Origin of the sequence: Haloplanus sp. C73 (assembly GCF_051195115.1) — an archaeon.
Taxonomy (GTDB): Archaea; Halobacteriota; Halobacteria; order Halobacteriales; family Haloferacaceae; genus Haloplanus.
The window spans coordinates 18,005-35,737 of the sequence record NZ_JBNTJZ010000006.1; the positions used below are offsets into that span (position 1 = coordinate 18,005).

Consider the following 17,733-nt stretch of genomic DNA (forward strand, 5'->3'; position numbering starts at 1 on the left):
GGGGTTACTGCCCCCCATGCATATCAACGAGCTGGTACTCGACGATTTCAAGAGCTTCGGCCGAAAGACGCGCATCCCGTTTTACGAGGACTTCACCGTCATCACCGGGCCGAACGGCTCGGGCAAGAGCAACATCATCGACGGCGTCCTCTTCGCACTCGGCCTCGCCCGGACCCGGGGCATCCGCGCCGAGAAACTGACGGACCTCATCTACAACCCCGGTCACGAGGACGACGACGAGCGCTCGGGGCCGCGCGAGGCGAGCGTGACCGTCGTTCTCGACAACTCGGACGGCACGCTCGACCGCTCGCAGGTGGTCAACGCCGCCGGCACCGAGGACGTGGGCGATGTCGACGAAATCGCCATCAAGCGCCGGGTCAAAGAGACCGAGGACAACTACTACTCCTACTACTACCTCAACGGTCGCTCGGTGAACCTCTCGGACATCCGCGACCTGCTGGCGCAGGCGGGCGTGACGCCCGAGGGGTACAACGTCGTCATGCAGGGCGACGTGACCGAGATTATCAACATGTCGGCAGGGCAACGCCGGACGATAATCGACGAAATCGCCGGCGTCGCGGAGTTCGACGCGAAGAAGGAAGACGCCTACGGCGAACTCGAAACCGTCGAGGAGCGCATCGAGGAGGCGAACCTCCGCATCGAGGAGAAAGAGGACCGCCTCGACCAACTCGAAGACGAGCGCGAGACGGCGCTCGAATACCAGTCGCTCCGCGAGGAGAAAGCGGAGTACGAAGGCTATCTGAAGGCCGCCGAACTGGAGGAGAAGCGGGCGGCGCTCGAACGCACCGAGAAGCGCATCGAGGCCAAAGAGCAGGAACTCGCCGACCGGCAGGCAACCCTCGACGACGCCGAAGCGACGGTCGACGAGTTAGAGAGCGAGTTGGACGACCTCACCCGCGAAATCGAGCGGAAAGGTGAGGACGAACAGCTCCAAATCAAGAGCGAAATCGAGGAAATCAAAGGCGACATCGGTCGGTTGGAGGCGACCATCGAGAATCAGGAGGAGAAAATCGAGGACGCCGAGCAGGAGCGCCGCGAGGCTTTCGTCACCCTCGACCGTAAGACCGAGGAACGCGACGAGTTGGAGGACGAGATTCGCTCCATCAAGGTCGAGAAGGCGTCGGTCAAAGGCGATATCGCGGACAAGGAGGAGGAACTCGCGGCCGTCGAGGCGGAAATCGAGAACGTCGACACGGCCTTTGACGAACTCAAAGACGAACTCGCGGCGCGCAAGGAGACGCTGGAGGAGAAAAAGACCGAGCGCAACGACGCCCAGCGCGAGAAAGACCGCTTGCTCGACGAGGCGCGCCGACGCTCGAACCGCATCAGCGAGGCCCAAGCGGAACTCGAAGCGGCCCACGAGCGGATTCCGGACCTGAAAGCCGAACTGTCCGACTTACACGGCGAACTCGACCGGGCGGAGACGAACCGCGAGAAGATTCAGTCGGCCATCGAGGAGTTGCGGGCGGAGAAAGCCGACTGTCAGGACGAACTGGACGAAATCGAGGACGACCTGCGCTCGAAACAGAACGAGTACGCGGAACTCGAAGCGCGGGCGAGTCGCGACGGCGACGACTCGTGGCCCCGGTCTGTCACGACGGTCCTCAACGGCGGCATCGACGGCGTCCACGGCGCAGTCGGGCAGTTGGGCAGTGTCGACGCCGAGTACGCCACCGCGTGTGAAACCGCCGCCGGCGGTCGCTTGGCCAACGTCGTCGTCGACGACGACGGCGTCGGGTCGACGTGTATCGACTACCTGAAATCCCGCAACGCGGGCCGGGCAACCTTCCTCCCGCTGACGGAGATGGACCGGCGTGGGCTTCCTCACAAGCCGTCGCATTCGGGCGTCGTCGACTTCGCGCGCAACCTCGTCGACTACGACGACCGCTACGCCGGCATCTTCTCTTATGTCCTCGGCTCGACGCTGGTCGTCGAGGACATGGACACCGCGCGGGACCTGATGGGCGACTACCGCATGGTGACGCTGGACGGCGATTTGGTGGAGAAAAGCGGCGCCATGACCGGTGGCTCGGGCGGCGGCTCCCGCTACTCTTTCACCAAGAGCGGCAAGGGGCGGCTCGAACGCCTCGCGGAAGAAATCGAGTCGCTGGAGGACGACCGCCGGCGCGTTCGCGAGGAGATGCGCGACGTCGAGTCCCGACTGGACGACGCGCGCGACCGAAAGAGCGACGCGACCGACCGGGTTCGGGACCTCGAAAGCGACATCGAGGACGTCGAGGAGGACATCGACGTGGCGGAGGCAGAAATCGAGGAACTGGAGGCGGAACTCGACGACCTTCGGGCGGAGCGCGACGAGGTGGACGCGGAGATGGGCGAGTTGGAAGACCAGATTTCCGCCCTCGACGACGAGATTGCGGATATCGAGAGCGACATCGAGGAGCTAGAGGACGAACTCGCCGACTCGCGCGTGCCGGAACTCACGGCGGAGAAGGAGGACATCGAGGCCGATATCGCCGACCTCGAAGACCGGATGGACGACCTCGACGCCCAGTTGAACGAGCGACAGCTCGAAGTCGAGTACGCCGAAGAGTCCATCGAGGAGCTTGAGGCGACCATCGAGGCCGCCCAGAACCGGAAGGCAGAGGCCGAAACGCGCATCGAGGAGGCCGAGGCCGAAATCGAGGACCACGAGGCGACGCTCGACGAGAAGCGCGCGGCTATCGAGGAGTTGGAGGACGAACTCGCGGACCTGAAAGCCGAGCGCAGCGACCTGCAGGAAGACCTCCGGGACGCCCGCGAGGAGCGCGACACCGCCCGCGAGCGGGTCGCCGACGTCGAATCCGCTATCGAGGACCTAGAGGAGGACGTCGAACGCCTGTCGTGGGAGATAGACGAACTCGAGACAGAGGTCGGCGACTACGACGCCGACGAGATTCCGGACCACGACGAGGTGGAGGCGAACGTCGAGCGCCTCGAATCCGAGATGGAGGCGCTGGAGCCGGTGAACATGCTCGCCATCGACGAGTACGACGAGGTGCAGGACGCCCTCGACGACCTGCAGGAGCGTCGCGACACCCTCGTCTCGGAGCGCGACGCCATCGAGGAGCGCATCGAGGGGTACGAGGCGATGAAAAAAGAGACGTTCATGGAGGCGTTCGACGCCATCGACGCCCACTTTCAGGACATCTTCGAGCGCCTGTCGGCGGGGACAGGTGAACTGCATCTTGAGAACGAGGACGACCCCTTCGAGGGTGGGCTGACGATGAAGGCACAGCCGGGCGACAAGCCCGTCCAGCGGCTGGATGCCATGAGCGGCGGCGAGAAGTCGCTGACGGCGCTCGCTTTCATCTTCGCCATCCAGCGTCACAACCCCGCGCCCTTCTACGCGCTGGACGAGGTGGACGCTTTCCTCGACGCCGCCAACGCCGAGCGGGTGGGCGAGATGGTCGACGACTTGGCGGGTGAGGCGCAGTTCGTCGTCGTCTCCCATCGCTCGGCCCTGCTCGACCGCTCGGAGCGGGCCATCGGCGTCACGATGCAGGGCGACAACGTGAGCGCCGTGACGGGCATCCAGTTGGACGGCTCCGACCCGGAGGTGACGGCGGATGACTGAGCACGTCCCGGACGACGTGACCCTGCCGGCGAGCGACGACGACGAGGTGGAACCCGTCGAGGTGCTGGTGCAGTTGGCCGAGGAGGGCGACATCGACCCGTGGGACATCGACATCGTCGACGTGACCGACGCCTTCCTCGACCATCTCGACGAGACGGACCTCCGAACGTCGGGTCGCGCGCTCTTCTACGCGAGCGTCCTCCTGCGGATGAAAAGCGACGCGTTGCTGGACGACGGCCCGGAGGAGCCGGAGCCGGAGATGGAGCCGTGGGAAGCGGCGATGGAAGGTGGGGATGCGCCGCCGCCGGACGGCCACGACCCAATCGACGCGCTGGACCAAGAACTCGACCGGCGGCTGGAGCGCAAACACGCTCGCGGCTCGCCGGAGACGCTCGACGAGTTGGTTCGCGAACTCCGCGAGGCGGAGCGCGACTCGTGGTGGAAGGAGTCGCGGTCCTACGACACTTCGCGCTCGCCGGAGGGGTACGACCGCGGGACCCAGACCCTCGACTACCGCTCCGCCGACGACTTCCGCGACGGTGGTGAGCCAACCGAAGACGACGTGACCGGCACCACGCACACGGAGGACATCGAGACGACAATCGACGCCGTCCGGGAGGACGTCTCGGCCCACTACGACGCCGGGCGCGCCGAAGTGCTGTTCGCGGAGGTGCGGACGGCGGGCGGCGCCCCGGTCGACACCTTCCTCGCCCTGCTCTTTCTGGCGAATCGGGGCGAGATTCGGCTGCGTCAGGACGACCTGTTCGGCGACCTGTGGATTCGGGACCCGTCGGCGCCGAGGGTCGGCGACGAAGCCATCGCGGATTGATGGGGTAGGTGATGCGGTGGATGGGTTCTCGGCGAAGGCGACGAAGCCATCGCAGATTGATGTTGTAGGCGACGAAACTATCTAATTCCGCGTCGGCACGCTATCGGTCACGACGAGGATGATGAACAGACCGAGGAGCGCGAGCAGGACGATAGCGACGCGGATGTCGACGAAGAAATCGATGACGGCGGCGACGCCAGTCTCGTGAGCGAGGCGTATCGTCTCGCGCTTGGCCACGGCGTAGGGTGGAACGTGGACCGCCGCCAACACGGCGACGACGAGTACGAGCAGGTAGTCGAGGCCGTCTCTCTGTCGCATTCGTCCCCGCTGGGTTGCCCGGCGGCTTAAGCGTCGCGGCCCCGGTATCAGCGCTGATTCCGGTCAGACGAGCAGGCCGGATTCGAGCGCCGCGATGAGAAGCGTCAGTATCGGCACGCTCAACAGTGTCGTGACGAGGACGGTGGTGCTGACGTACTCGGCGACGGAGAGGCCGTCACCGACCTCCTCGCTCCCGAACTCGACGACGAGCAAGAGCGGGGTGATTGCCGCGGGCGTCGCGGATTCGAGGACGAACGTCCGCGCGACGGTCGGGTTCTCGAAGCCGATGGCGATAGCGACGCCGACGGCGACGGCGGGCGCGACGACCATCTTCAGCACCGAGGCGAGCCCCACCTGCGGGAGGGCGGCGCCGTAGTTGGTGTCGGCGAGTTGGATGCCCAGAATCAGGAGCATGAGGGGGATGGAGGCGTTGCCGACGAGTCCGAGCGTCGCCATCGCGGTGCCGTCTGCGGGGGGTGCGATACCGAGCCACCGCACGAGGACGGCGGCGACGATGGCGTAGACCAGCGGTATCTTGAGACCGCGTTTCATGCCGCTCAGGCCGTGGGTGCCGCCGCTCCGCTGGGCGATGTAGATGCCAATCGTGTAGACGAAGACCGTCTGCACGGTCAGGTAGACGACGGCGGTGCTTCGGCCGTCGGCGCCGAAGGCGAACTCCGAGAGCGGGATGCCGTAGTTCCCGGAGTTGGGGAAGGCGCTGACGAGAACCAGCGCGCTCAGGATGGGCTCTTTCAGGTCGAAGAGGCGGCCGATAACCTCGCTGACGACGAGCATCCCGACCATGTACACGGCGGTGGCGACGCCGATGCGGGCGAGCGTCGACCCCCCGAACTCGGCGGTGACGATGCTGTGGAAGATGAGCGCGGGGACGAGGACGTACACCGTGACGGTGTTGAGCGGGCCGATGTCGATTTGTCGGGTCCGCCCGAGGACGACGCCGACGCCCGCGAGGGTGATGATGGGGAGGATGGCCGTCGCGAAGATGGAGAGGAGCGAACTCACAGCGTCGCCTCCGTCTGCCCAGTGCGGCGCACGTTACGCGAGCCGCCAGCTATCGGTCCCCGCCGGTTCGAGTACGTCGCGACGCACCATCTCGGTGAGGACTTCGTCGAGGCGGTCGGGTTGGGCGATTTCCATCTCGATGCGCTGGATGTCGTGTTCGGTCGCGAGCAGGCGTCGGATGTCCTCGGTGTCGAACGTGTCGGCGTCGGCTCGCTCCATCGCACCGGCGACGATGTCTATCATGTCCTCGATGAAGTTCCACGGGTAGACTATCCACGCCCACTCGTCGAGGCGCTCGCCGACGAAGTCGGGTTCGAACTCGCTGGTGTCGAGGAGTTGGAGGGTCGCGGTGCGGACGGCGTTGGGGTTGCGACTGGTGACGTACTCGTGGGCGTGGCTGAGCGACCCGCCCGTGTCGGCGATGTCGTCGACGATGAGGACGTCCTTGTCCTCGACGCTTCCCTCGGGCATGGGGTAGCGAACCTCGGGGTCGGCGCCTTTCGCCGCCGTGCCGACGTAGTGTTCCATCTTCAGACTGGTGAGGTCGTCGAGGCCGAGGAAGTCACAGCAACAGCGGCCGGCGAACCAGCCGCCGCGGGCGAGTGCGACGATGACGTCGGGGTCGAACTCCGCGGCCCGAACGTCGTCGGCGACGTCTCGACAGAGACCGTAGATGTACTCCCAGTTGGTGATCGTGCAGGTGAAATCGTCCGGGAGGTCGCTCATACCCGCGACTGCGGCGGCCGGCGGGTAAGGGCTTACGGGTCCGTCTCGCTCGAACCCCCAACGTCTTGTCGCCGCCCGTCCACGTCGGGTGCATGGAGACGCGCCGAACGCTGTTGATTGACGCGTTCGCGGACGAACCGCTCGCGGGCAACGCGGCGGGCATCGTCCCCGACGCGACGGGTCTCGACGCCGAGCAGATGCTAGCCATCGCTCGCGAACTCGGCGCGAGCGAGACGGCCTTCCTCACCGACGCCGACGACGCGGACCGACGCGTCCGGTATTTCACACCCAAGCAGGAGGTCGACCTCTGTGGTCACGCGACGATTGCGAGTCTCGTCCACCTCCACGACGAGGGCGCGCTCGACGCGGGCGAGGGTCGACTTCGGACGAACGCGGGCGTCCTCGACGTCGAAGTGACCGACGGCGGCGTGGCGTGGATGGCGACGGACACGCCGTCGGTCGAGGTGGTCGATGTCGACTACGAGCGCGTGGGGTCGGCGCTGGGTATCGACCCCGCGGCCATGCAGGACGTGGGCGCCGACCTGCCCGCCGCCGTCGCGTCCGTCGGGTTGCCCTTCCTCGTCGTGCCGGTGAACTTCCTCGAACGGTTGGGCGAGGCCGACCCGGACATGGGGGCGGTGGCGGCGCTCGCAGACGACTACGACGCGACGGGCGTCTACGCCTTCACGTTCGACGCGCTGGACGCGGCGTCGACGCTCCACGCGCGGATGTGGGCGCCGGGCGCAGGCGTGCCCGAAGACCCCGTGACGGGGACAGCGAGCGGGGCGTGTGGGGCGTATCTCCACGCGGTCGACGCCTTCGACGACCCACCGCAGTCGATGCGGTTCGAGCAGGGCCACTTCGTCGACCGGCCGGGGCTGGTCCGGGTCGAGGTCGACGGCGACGCGGTTCGGGTAGGCGGGCGGGCGGTCACGGCGCTCGACGGGTCGCTCGTGGTCCCGCCGGCCGACGAGGACGACATTCTCGAAGCCTGAGACGGGCGTCGTCCGGCCCGCAAATTTGGCCGTAGTTGCACGGTTCGAAACCTTCTTTATCGTTCTGGTGGGATTCCTGCGTACGAAATGGCTGTAGCTTGGCTGGAGGACGTGCGATCCGCCGATCTGGGGACGGTCGGTGGCAAAGGGGCGTCGCTCGGCGAACTCACGGGGGCAGGACTGCCTGTTCCGCCGGGATTCGTCGTGACGGCTGGCACCTATCGGACGTTCATCGAAGAGGCTGGCATTGACGAGGAACTGTTCTCGGCGGTCGACGTCGACTCCGAGGACTCCGAGGCGCTCGAAGCGGCCCACGACCGCGCCCACGAACTCATAGTCGAGACGGAGGTCCCCGACAAGGTACGCGACGAAATCGTCGAGGCCTACCGCTCGATGGGCAACGGCGAGGAGTTCGTCGCCGTTCGCTCCTCGGCGACGGCGGAGGACCTGCCGGACGCCTCGTTCGCCGGGCAGCAGGAGACGTTCCTGAACGTCACCGAAGACGACTTGGTCGACCGCGTACAGGAGTGCTGGGCGTCGCTGTTCTCTCAGCGAGCTATCTACTACCGGAACCAGAAGGGCTTCCCCCACGAGGAAGTCGACATCGCCGTCGTCGTCCAGACGATGGTCGACGCCGAAAAGAGCGGCGTGATGTTCACCAGCCACCCGTCGACCGGCGACCCGCGCATCATCATCGAGGCGGCGTGGGGACTCGGTGAGGCCGTCGTCTCCGGCGCCGTCTCTCCCGACAACTACGTCGTCGACCGCGAAACTGGCGAGGTCGAACAGGAGACCGTCGCGACGAAGAAGGTGATGCACGTCAAAGACGAGGCGACGGGCGAAACCATCGAGACGGAGGTCCCCGAGGAGAAACGCGACGAGCGTGTCCTCGTCCAGTCGGAAATCGACCGTCTCATCGAACTCGGCCGGATGGTCGAAGACCACTACGGCGAGCCACAGGACGTCGAGTGGGCCATCGTCGACGGCGAGGTCTTCATGCTCCAGTCGCGCCCGATTACGACCATCGACGACGACGCGAGCGGCGCCGACGAGAGCGAGGAGAGCGAAGACGGCGACGAACACCTTCTCTCCGGTCTCGGCGCGAGTCCGGGCGTCGCCTCGGGCACCGTCCGCGTCGTGACCAAACTCGACCACCTTGACGAGGTACAGCAGGGCGACGTCATCGTCACCGAGATGACGATGCCCGACATGGTGCCGGCGATGAAACGCGCCGCCGCCATCGTCACCGACGAGGGGGGGATGACCTCCCACGCGGCCATCGTGTCGCGCGAACTCGGCGTGCCGGCCGTCGTCGGCTCCGGCGGCGCGACCCACACGCTCGAAGACGGGCAGGTCGTCACCGTCGACGGCGAGATGGGGACGGTCCGCGAGGGCGCCGTGAGCGGCAAGCCGGCCGCGGGTCCGAGCGGCGACGACGAGACGGCTGTCGGCACGAAGCCGAAGCCAGTCACCGCGACTGAGGTGAAGGTGAACGTCTCGATTCCGGACGCGGCGAGTCGCGCCGCAAAGACCGGCGCGGACGGTGTCGGCCTGCTTCGACTCGAACACCTCGTCCTCTCGCTCGGCAAGACGCCCGAGCGGTTCATCCGCGACGAGGGCGCCGAGGCGTATATCGAGGAACTCATGGAGGGCGTCGAGACGGTCGCCGAGGAGTTCTACCCCCGACCGGTTCGGGTGCGCACCCTCGACGCGCCGACCGACGAGTTCCGCCAGCTCGAAGGCGGCGACGAGGAGCCACACGAGCACAACCCGATGCTCGGCTATCGGGGTATTCGACGGAGCCTCGACCGGCCCGACGTGTTCGAGCACGAACTCGAGGCGTTCAAACGGCTCTACGATCAGGGCTACGAGAACCTCGAAATCATGTTCCCGCTCGTCACCGACGGCGACGACGTGGCCGCGGCCCGCGGGCACATGGAATCGGTCGGTATCGACCCCGAGGAGCGCGAGTGGGGCGTCATGATAGAGACGCCGGCGAGCGCCCGTGGCGTCGACGACATCATCGCGGAGGGGGTCGACTTCGTCTCCTTCGGGACGAACGACCTCACGCAGTACGTGCTGGCGGTCGACCGCAACAACGAGCACGTCTCGGACCGCTTCGACGAACTCCACCCCGCCGTCCTCGACATGATAGGCGACACCATCGACGAGTGTCGTGAGGCTGGCGTCGACACCAGCATCTGCGGACAGGCGGCGTCCGAGCCCGAGATGGTCGAGTTCCTCGTCCGCAAGGGCATCACGTCGATAAGCGCCAACATCGACGCCGTCGCGGACGTGTTCGAGGAAGTGGACACGGTCGAGGAGCAGCTCATCCTCGATTCGGTGCGCTGACTCGCGGAGCGCAACGGCTAAACGGCGCCGCCGGCAGTGTGTAGTCATGGAGCAGGCGGTCCCCCAAACCTTCGACCGCGTTCTCTCCAGTATGTGTACGCGGCCGCATCCGGCGGCGCGCGAGGCGGCGGAGCGATTTCTCGCGACGAACCCCGGCGACCCGGAGACGTATCGCACGGTCGCCGACCTGGAGTCGCGTGTCGTCGAGACGCTGGGGACGATGACGGGGCTCGACCAGCCACACGGCTACGTCGCGAGCGGGGGGACCGAAGCCAACATTCAGGCGATGCGGGCGGCGCGCAACCGGTCGAGCGCCGCCGACCCGAACGCCGTCGTCCCGTCGAGCGTCCACTTCAGCTTTCAGAAGGCGGCCGAAGTGCTCGACGTCGACCTTCGCGTCGCCCCGGTCGGCCCGGACCGACGGGCTGACCTCGACGCCATGGCGTCGCTGGTCGACGAGGAGACGGCGCTCGTCGTCGGCGTCGCGGGGACGACGGAGTACGGCCGGGTCGACCCCATCCCGGCGCTCGCCGAGTTGGCGGCCGACGCGTCGGCATTTCTCCACGTCGACGCCGCGTGGGGAGGGTTCGCGCTCCCGTTCACGGACCACGACTGGCACTTCGGGCACGCCGCCGTGGACACGATGACAATCGACCCGCACAAGTTGGGGCAGGCGGCCGTCCCCGCGGGCGGATTTTTGGCGCGGGACGCGGCGACGATGGACGCGCTGGCCGTCGAGACGCCGTATCTGGAGTCGACGTCGCAGGCGACGCTCACCGGCACCCGGAGCGGGGCGGGCGTGGCGAGTGCGGCGGCCGCGTTCGACGCGCTCTGGCCCGACGGGTATCGCGAGGCGTACGAGCGCATGCAGGCGAATGCGGAGTGGGTGGCCGAGGCGCTCGCCGACCGCGGGTTCGACGTCGTCGACCCCGTGTTACCGCTGGTCGCCGTCGACCTGCCCGAACCCCTGTTCGACGCGGTACAGGAACGGGAGTGGCGACTCGCCCGCACCGAGCGTGGCGAACTCCGTCTGGTCTGTATGCCCCACGTCACGCGGGAGATGCTGTCGGCGTTTTTGCGTGACCTCGACGCGTGCCGGGCGCGAATCTGAAAGACTTAGGTTACCCCCTCGTGAGTGTGGGGTGTGGACACGTTGGTCCCCCTCCTCGTCACCGACCTGTTCGGCTTCGAGTGGCTGACCCGACTCGTCCGAACCGCCACGGGGTGGGGCGGACTCCTCGTCATCTTCGTCTACTCGTTTCTGATTGCCTTCGCGCTCCCCGGCGTGAGCGAAATCGTCCTGCTGGCGCCGCTGGATTTGGGACTGCCACAGTGGGCGCGACTCGCAATCATCATCCTCGTCTCGGCGACGGGCAAGGCCGCCGGAAGCGTCTTCGCCTTCCACATCGGGCAGGAAGCAAAGGAGGCCGGCCCGGTGATTCGGGCGCTCGAACGGTCGCGGTTCGACGTCATCGAGTGGTCCCAGCGACGTACGGTCGAAATCGCGCGGCGCTGGGGGTACGCCGGTCTCGCGCTCGCGCTCTCGGTTCCCTTCTTCCCCGACACGCTCTCGATATACGCCTTCGCCGTCCTCGAAGAAGATTACGTGCGTTTTGCCGCGGCGACGTTCGTCGGGAGCATGGGCCGCTTGCTCGTCACGCTCGCGCTGAGCGCGGGCGTGCTAGCGGTGTTGTAGCGCCTCGGGCGGCCCGCCGGGCAGTCGGTCCCGGTCGTGGCCTTCGGTGAAGTCGATGTCCGGGCCGGTCGGCACGAGTCGCTTCGGGTTCACGTCGCCGTGACTCACGTAGTAGTGCCGAGTGATGTGGTCCATGTTGACAGTTCGCCCGATGCCCGGCGTGGTGTAGATGTCTTTCGTGTACCCCCAGAGGTTGTCGTACTCGTGGATGGCGCGGCGGTTGCACTTGAAGTGGGTGTGGTAGACGTGGTCGAACCGGACCAGCGTCGCGAACATGGCGAGGTCGGCCTCGGTGAGGCGGTTACCGGCGAGATAGCGCTGGTCGGCGAGTCGGTCGTCGTACCGGTCGAGGGCGTCGAACAGGTCGGCGACGGCGTCGTCGTAGGCGGCCTGCGAGTCCGCGAAGCCAGCGCGATAGACGCCGTTGTTGATGGGGTCGTAGATGTCGTCGATGAGTCGGTCCACCTCGTCCCGGTAGCCCTCGGGGTAGAGGTCGACGTCCCGCGTCGCCAACTCGTGCCCGGCGACGTCGAGCATCCGCATGATTTCCTCGGACTCGTTGTTGACGATGGTTTCTCGCTTCAGGTCCCAGAGGACGGGTACGGTCGGGCGCCCGGTGAACCCGTCGTCCGCGTGGACGTACAGTTCGCGCAGGAAGTCCACGTCGTGATGCGGGTCAGGGTAGGTATCCGAGAACTCCCAGCCGTCGTCGTAGCGAACGGGTTCGACGAGCGAGAGCGAGATGGCATCGTCGAGGCCCTTGAGCGCGCGCGTCATGGCGACGCGATGTGCCCATGGACACGCCCGCGAGATGTAGAGGTGATAGCGCCCCGACTCGACGGGGAACGCCTCGTCCGGGCCGATGCGGTCGCGAAAGGCCGACTCCTGTCGGGTGAAATTGCCCTCTTCGTCCGTCTCGATGTTCTTCTCGGCGACCCACTCGCCGTCGACGAGTCGGCTCACTGGTCGCTCACCTCGATGGTCATACGCGTTTCTGGTGGTGAACGGCGAAAAGCCTTCGGCGGCGATACTGGTCCGATGAAAAGGAGACGGCTGGGGGCTTTCGAGGTGATCCCAGTTTCACCCGCTTATCTGAACACTATCTCGGCGACGTGGCGCAAGCTATATTAACCACTTAGTAATACTACTGAGTGGTATGTCTTCGTTCGACGAGTTCAGTCAGGTTGGAGAAGCAGACGTAACACGCGCAATCGGGCAGGAGTGGACCGAGGAGTTCATGGACTTCTCGGACTCGGACGTGCTCATCATCGGCGGTGGGCCGTCGGGGCTGATGGCGGCCAAGGAACTCTCCGAGCGCGGCGTGAAGACGATGGTCGTCGAGAAGAACAACTATCTCGGCGGCGGGTTCTGGCTCGGCGGCTTCCTCATGAACAAGGTGACGGTCCGTGACCCCGCGCAGGACGTACTGGAGGACCTCGACGTCGACTACAAGCCCGCGAAGGATACGGAGGGCCTGTACGTCGCCAACGGGCCGGAGGCGTGTTCCGGACTCATCAAGGCCGCCTGCGACGCGGGCGCGAAGATGCAGAACATGACGGAGTTCACCGACATCGTGATTCGGGAGGACCACCGCGTCGGCGGCATCGTCATGAACTGGACGCCGGTCCACGCGCTCCCGCGCGAAATCACCTGCGTCGACCCCATCGCCGTCGAGGCCGACCTCGTCATCGACGCCACGGGCCACGAGGCCGTCGCGGTCAACAAACTCAACGAGCGCAACGTCCTCGACGCGCCGGGCATCGAACACGCCGAGGAGCACAACACCGGCATGGACAACACCGGCGACGACACCTACGGCGCCCCCGGTCACGACTCGCCCGGTCACGACTCCATGTGGGTCGGCCAGAGCGAGGACGCCATCGTCGAGCACACGGGCGTCGTCCACGACGGCCTGATTGCGACGGGGATGGCCGTCGCCACCACCTACGGCCTGCCGCGCATGGGTCCGACCTTCGGCGCCATGCTCGTCTCGGGCAAGCGCGCCGCACAGGCCGCCATCGACGAACTCGGCGTCGACGCGGCCGACGTCGAACTCACGTCCCGAGCGCCGGCTGACGACTAACTGAGTCCATGGTCGAGACGGTCACGCTCTATCGCGCGCCGACCACCGTCGCGGACGCGGACGCCCTTGCCGACTGGCTCCGCGACCGAATCGACGCCGAGGTGCGGGTGCGCGACCGCTTGCTCGGCGCCGTTGACGACACGCTCGCCGAGGAGTTCGCCGCCGCTCGCGTCACGGACCCCCACGAGCAGTCGACGGGCAACACGATGACCGGCATCGTCCGCTACGAGGAGCGAGCGCTCGCGTCCCCCGAGCGCGCCGGCGGTATCGTCTACGACGGCCGCGCGGTCCAGCGAGCGCTGAACGCTCGCCTCTCCGAGCAGTCGCTCGACCACCTGCACGTCCCGCTCCTCGACCGCGTCGTCGGGACGTGGGGCGACCACGACGGCCGCTGGCACAAGCGAGTGGCCGTCCTCGGCCAGCCGACTCTCCTCTCGGTGCCGGGGCTGTACGAGGCGCCCGCGAAGCCCGAAGCCTACTACGAGGCCAAGAGCAAACACGCCCTGATGACGGGCGACACGCCGCCGCGCGAGGTACTCGAAGCCGACGTCGACGGCGACTTCCTCGTCGCGGACGACCCCCGAACGACCGACGCGCTGAAGGGGTATCTGCTCGCCGCGGTGGACTTCCTCGACACCGGGTCGGCCTTCTGCGACGACGAGCGATGCCGCCTCCACGACGCCCACCGCCAGCCGGGCGTCGTGCGGGCGCAGTTGCGCGACCCGGCCTTCTGCGAGGCGCACGGCGAACGCTACGGTTAGGCCCGGTCGCGGACGATTCGGGCCGCCGACGGGGCGTCGTCGGCGAGGACGTAAGTAATCGGCTCGATGCCGAAGCCGCCGGTCTGATAGAGAACGAAGGGGGCGTCCGGGGCCGCCGCGCGCACGGCGTCGACGATGGTCTGGCGGGTGGCGTCGCCGCCCGACCCCTCGCGCTCGGCGTCGAACTCGACGGTCGGATAGCCGGCGTCTCGAAGGTCGTCGACCAGTTCCGGGTCGTATCGGACGTTCACGGCGCCGCGGACGGGCGCGCCGGCCTCGCGGGCCGACAACAGCACGGCGGCGACGTGTTCGCTGACGCCGAACTCGGGGTCGGAGGGAACCGTCGCCGTCCCGCGCACGTCGAAGATGCGGCCGGGCACGCCGGCGACGTCCTCGATGTCTGTCGCCTCGGGCAGACACTCCACGAGGTTCGAGCCGACGTTGGGGACGAGTCCCGCGAAGCCGGAGGTGTTCCGGAGGATGCGCAGGCCGCGCCGGACCGACGAGCGGACCTGCTCGGTCGTCCGCGCGCCACTTTCTGGGTCGTGAACGTCGAAGGAGGCGTCGTACTGTCGGAGTTCGGGCATGACCTCGCGGTGGCGCTCGGCGAGGCTGTCGCCGTTTTCCAGCCGCCGAATCAACACCTCGATTTCGATGAGCGCCTGCACGCGGCTCATGTCGCCCGTCGCCAGCCCGTCACCGATTCGCTCGACGAGCGCCTGCACGCGTTCGTCCTCGCTGAATCGGTCGCTGGTCGCCACGTCGCCGTGGGCGTACTTCGAGACGGCGGACTGGGAGATGCCGAGGGCGTCGGCAACCTCGCGCTGGGTGAAATCTCGCTCCCGGAGGTCGGCGGCGAGCATCGACCGGACGGTGGGGAGAAACTCCTCGACCACCAGTTCCTCGACGAACTTCATGATTCGAACTCGGGGTCGGAGCCGATTCGGGAGGCCTGCGGGCCGTCCTGGTCCTGATACTTCGAGCCGCGCTCGCTTCCGTACGGCCGCTCGGAGGGCGAGGAGAGTTCGGTGAAGACGAGTTGGGAGACGCGCATATCGGGCGTGAGTGCGACGGGCGCGGTGCCGAGATTCGAGAGTTCGAGCGTCACCTGCCCGCGGTAGCCGGGGTCGACGAACCCGGCGGTGGCGTGGACGACGACGGCGAGACGGCCGAGCGAGGACCGCCCCTCGACGTTGGCGACGAGGTCCGCGGGCATCTCGACCCGCTCTTTCGTGGTGCCGAGGACGAAGTCGCCGGGGTGGAGGATGAACTCGTCGCCCTCCTCGACGACGGTTTCGCTGATGTACTCGCTCACCTCCTGTTCGCGCGTCGGGTGGATACAGGAGATGTTGGTGCGCTGGAACTCGAGGAACTCGGAGCCGAGACGGAGGTCGACGCTCGCGGGTTGGACCTGTTGGTCCACGTCGTCGAGGGGGTCGATGACGAGGTCACCCTCGCCGAGGCGGGCGAGGATGTCGGTGTCCGACAGTATCATACCTACGACCCCGGTGCCGAGGAGTAAAATCCCCCCGATGCAGGGCTGGCCCCGACGAGGCGGTGTCGAGTCGCTGTTCGTTCATCGTCGACCGACCGGCCACGTGATATGTGGGGAACGGCAACGCTTTTTTGAGACGGTCCGAAACCAGTACCGTATGTCTGATGAGGTCAAGCGGGGACTCGACGGTGTCGTCGTGTTCGAGTCCCAACTGAGCTATATCGACGGCGACGCCGGCGAGTTGGAGTATCTCGGCTACGCCATCGAGGACTTCGCACAGGAGGCGAGCTTCGAGGAGGTGTTGTCGTTGCTCTGGAACGGCGCGTGGCCGACTCGCGAAGAGCACGAGGAGTTCGCTGCCCGACTGGCCGCACAACGGGACTTGGAACCGCCGGTCTACGACCTCATCGAGGAGCTCGCGGCCCGCGACGAGAACCCGATGGCGATGCTGCGGACGGTCACGTCCTCCCTCTCGGCGTACGACCCGGATATCGACGCCGAACCCGACGACCGCGAGGCGAACATCGCGAAGGGCTGTCGCATCACGGCGAAACTCCCGACGGTGCTGGCGGCGTTCACGCGGCTTCGCGATGGGAAAGACCCCGTCGAACCGCGCGAGGACCTCGGCCACGCCGAGAACTTCCTCTACATGCTGAACGACGAGGTGCCGGACGACGTGGCGGCCGACGCCTTCGACACCGCGCTGGTGTTGCACGCGGACCACGGCCTCAACGCCTCCACCTTCGCATCCATGGTGACCACCTCGACGCTCTCTGACCTCCACAGCGGCGTCACGAGCGCCATCGGCACGCTTGCCGGCAGCCTCCACGGCGGCGCCAACCAGAACGTCATGCGGATGCTGAAGGAAATCGACGAGAGCGACGCGGACCCCGGCGAGTGGATAGAGCAGGCCGTCGAGGAGGGCCGGCGCATCCCCGGCTTCGGCCACCGCGTCTACAGCGTTCGCGACCCGCGGGCGGGCATCCTCGCCTCCTACTCCGAGCGCCTCGGCGAGCAGTCGGGCGACCGCAAGTGGTACGACTACTCCGTCGCCGTCGAGGAGCACATGTCCGAAGTGACGCGGTTCTCGCCAAACGTCGACTTCTACTCGGCGTCGATGTACTACCAGATGGGCATCCCGATGGACATCTACACGCCCATCTTCGCGCTCTCGCGGGTCGGCGGCTGGATTGCGCACATGCTCGAACAGTACGAAGACAACCGTCTCATCCGTCCCCGTGCCCGCTACATCGGTGACCGGGGCCGCGAGTTCGTCCCTCTCGACGAGCGGTAGTCGGGCGGCGATGGACGTCTTCGTCTACGGAACGCTCACGGAACCCGACCGCGTCGCTAGCGTCCTCGACTCGTTCGTGTTCGTCGGCGCCGCCGTGCTGGAGGGCTGTCACCCCGTCGCCGGCCGCTATCCGACGCTCGCGCCCGGCGGCGAGACGGCGGGCCGTCTCCTCCGCATCGACGACGTGGCGGCGCTCGACGACTACGAGGGCGTCGACGAGGGGCTGTACGTCCGGGCGTCCGTCCCCCGAACCGACGGCGGGGAGGCCGCCGTCTACGTCGGCGACCCCGACGCGCTCGACGTCTCGGAGCCTGTCACGTGGCCGGGGTCGGGGTCGTTCGCGGACCGTGTCAGGGCGTATCTGGACGCGAACGCCCGCGTCCGACCAGAACACTCTTGATGGATGGGTTTCACGTCTCGCGACGTCCTGCCTCCGTCATCCACTTTCACTTTCACCGTGCCTTCATGACGTTTATATCCCTCCACGACCTGGAGTTAGATGCACGTCACACGCGTGCATTCCCCCTTCACATTCTCCCGAGCCGCCGCTCGGTATAAACCGTTAA

Annotated in this window: 16 protein-coding genes; 10 read left to right on the forward strand and 6 right to left on the reverse strand. The window is 66.8% G+C overall.

Going from position 1 to position 17,733, the window contains the following annotated elements:
- Window positions 1–16 precede the first annotated feature (16 nt).
- Window positions 17–3,595, forward strand: a complete 3,579-nt coding sequence (gene smc, locus ACQUSQ_RS11245) for a chromosome segregation protein SMC (protein WP_435069222.1) — start codon at window positions 17–19, stop codon at window positions 3,593–3,595.
- Window positions 3,588–4,424, forward strand: coding sequence for a segregation/condensation protein A (locus tag ACQUSQ_RS11250; RefSeq protein ID WP_435069225.1), 837 nt, complete (start codon window positions 3,588–3,590; stop codon window positions 4,422–4,424). Before smc ends, ACQUSQ_RS11250 begins: the two co-directional genes overlap by 8 nt.
- An 81-nt stretch (window positions 4,425–4,505) precedes the next feature.
- Here the strand turns inward: ACQUSQ_RS11250 and ACQUSQ_RS11255 are convergent, their stop codons facing one another.
- The 3 genes from ACQUSQ_RS11255 to ACQUSQ_RS11265 all read right to left on the reverse strand — a co-directional run bounded on the left by ACQUSQ_RS11255 (window position 4,506) and on the right by ACQUSQ_RS11265 (window position 6,491).
- The gene (locus tag ACQUSQ_RS11255; protein WP_435069227.1) at window positions 4,506–4,742 is read right to left on the reverse strand and encodes a hypothetical protein; all 237 of its coding nucleotides are present in this window, start codon (window positions 4,740–4,742) and stop codon (window positions 4,506–4,508) included.
- A 63-nt stretch (window positions 4,743–4,805) separates the two neighbouring features.
- The gene (locus ACQUSQ_RS11260) at window positions 4,806–5,765 is read right to left on the reverse strand and encodes an AEC family transporter (protein ID WP_435069229.1); all 960 of its coding nucleotides are present in this window, start codon (window positions 5,763–5,765) and stop codon (window positions 4,806–4,808) included.
- A gap of 33 nt (window positions 5,766–5,798) precedes the next feature.
- Window positions 5,799–6,491 carry a phosphoribosyltransferase gene (locus ACQUSQ_RS11265; RefSeq protein WP_435069231.1) on the reverse strand — a complete coding sequence of 231 codons (693 nt, stop codon included), beginning with the start codon at window positions 6,489–6,491 and terminating at the stop codon, window positions 5,799–5,801.
- A 92-nt stretch (window positions 6,492–6,583) separates the two neighbouring features.
- Here ACQUSQ_RS11265 and ACQUSQ_RS11270 point away from each other — a divergent pair, with 92 nt between their 5' ends.
- From ACQUSQ_RS11270 to ACQUSQ_RS11285, 4 genes are all read left to right on the forward strand, one after another.
- Window positions 6,584–7,486: a PhzF family phenazine biosynthesis protein gene (locus ACQUSQ_RS11270; protein WP_435069233.1), complete on the forward strand. Its 903-nt coding sequence runs from the start codon at window positions 6,584–6,586 to the stop codon at window positions 7,484–7,486.
- 87 nt (window positions 7,487–7,573) lie between these two features.
- Window positions 7,574–9,838, forward strand: coding sequence for a phosphoenolpyruvate synthase (ppsA, locus tag ACQUSQ_RS11275; RefSeq protein WP_435069235.1), 2,265 nt, complete (start codon window positions 7,574–7,576; stop codon window positions 9,836–9,838).
- A gap of 46 nt (window positions 9,839–9,884) precedes the next feature.
- Complete coding sequence (gene mfnA, locus ACQUSQ_RS11280; RefSeq protein WP_435069237.1) at window positions 9,885–10,949, forward strand: tyrosine decarboxylase MfnA; 1,065 nt, start codon at window positions 9,885–9,887, stop codon at window positions 10,947–10,949.
- Window positions 10,950–10,982: 33 nt separating this feature from the next.
- A complete protein-coding gene (locus ACQUSQ_RS11285; protein ID WP_435069239.1) occupies window positions 10,983–11,534 on the forward strand; it encodes a YqaA family protein in 552 nt (183 codons plus the stop codon).
- Here the strand turns inward: ACQUSQ_RS11285 and ACQUSQ_RS11290 are convergent.
- Window positions 11,520–12,497: a glutathione S-transferase family protein gene (locus ACQUSQ_RS11290; protein ID WP_435069241.1), complete on the reverse strand. Its 978-nt coding sequence runs from the start codon at window positions 12,495–12,497 to the stop codon at window positions 11,520–11,522. The genes ACQUSQ_RS11285 and ACQUSQ_RS11290 overlap by 15 nt on opposite strands.
- Window positions 12,498–12,690: 193 nt before the next feature.
- Between ACQUSQ_RS11290 and ACQUSQ_RS11295 the strand changes: the two genes are divergently transcribed.
- Both ACQUSQ_RS11295 and ACQUSQ_RS11300 read left to right on the forward strand, forming a co-directional pair.
- Window positions 12,691–13,617 (forward strand): sulfide-dependent adenosine diphosphate thiazole synthase, encoded by a 927-nt coding sequence (locus ACQUSQ_RS11295; protein ID WP_092632771.1) that lies wholly within the window; start codon window positions 12,691–12,693, stop codon window positions 13,615–13,617.
- An 8-nt stretch (window positions 13,618–13,625) separates the two neighbouring features.
- Window positions 13,626–14,378, forward strand: a complete 753-nt coding sequence (locus ACQUSQ_RS11300; RefSeq protein ID WP_435069244.1) for a DUF7001 family protein — start codon at window positions 13,626–13,628, stop codon at window positions 14,376–14,378.
- On the opposite strand, the gene ACQUSQ_RS11305 is transcribed toward ACQUSQ_RS11300, so the two are convergent.
- On the reverse strand, window positions 14,375–15,295 hold the full coding sequence (locus ACQUSQ_RS11305; protein ID WP_435069246.1) for a thiamine-phosphate synthase family protein: 921 nt from the start codon (window positions 15,293–15,295) through the stop codon (window positions 14,375–14,377). The two genes, ACQUSQ_RS11300 and ACQUSQ_RS11305, sit on opposite strands and share 4 nt — an antisense overlap.
- Window positions 15,292–15,873, reverse strand: a complete 582-nt coding sequence (gene dcd / locus ACQUSQ_RS11310) for a dCTP deaminase (RefSeq protein ID WP_435069248.1) — start codon at window positions 15,871–15,873, stop codon at window positions 15,292–15,294. Before dcd ends, ACQUSQ_RS11305 begins: the two co-directional genes overlap by 4 nt.
- 157 nt (window positions 15,874–16,030) lie before the next feature.
- On the opposite strand from dcd, the gene citZ reads away from it, so the two are divergent.
- Window positions 16,031–17,167 (forward strand): citrate synthase, encoded by a 1,137-nt coding sequence (gene citZ / locus ACQUSQ_RS11315; protein ID WP_435069250.1) that lies wholly within the window; start codon window positions 16,031–16,033, stop codon window positions 17,165–17,167.
- Between the two features lie 10 nt (window positions 17,168–17,177).
- Window positions 17,178–17,567, forward strand: coding sequence for a gamma-glutamylcyclotransferase family protein (locus ACQUSQ_RS11320; RefSeq protein ID WP_435069643.1), 390 nt, complete (start codon window positions 17,178–17,180; stop codon window positions 17,565–17,567).
- The last annotated feature ends 166 nt before the right edge of the window (window positions 17,568–17,733 follow it).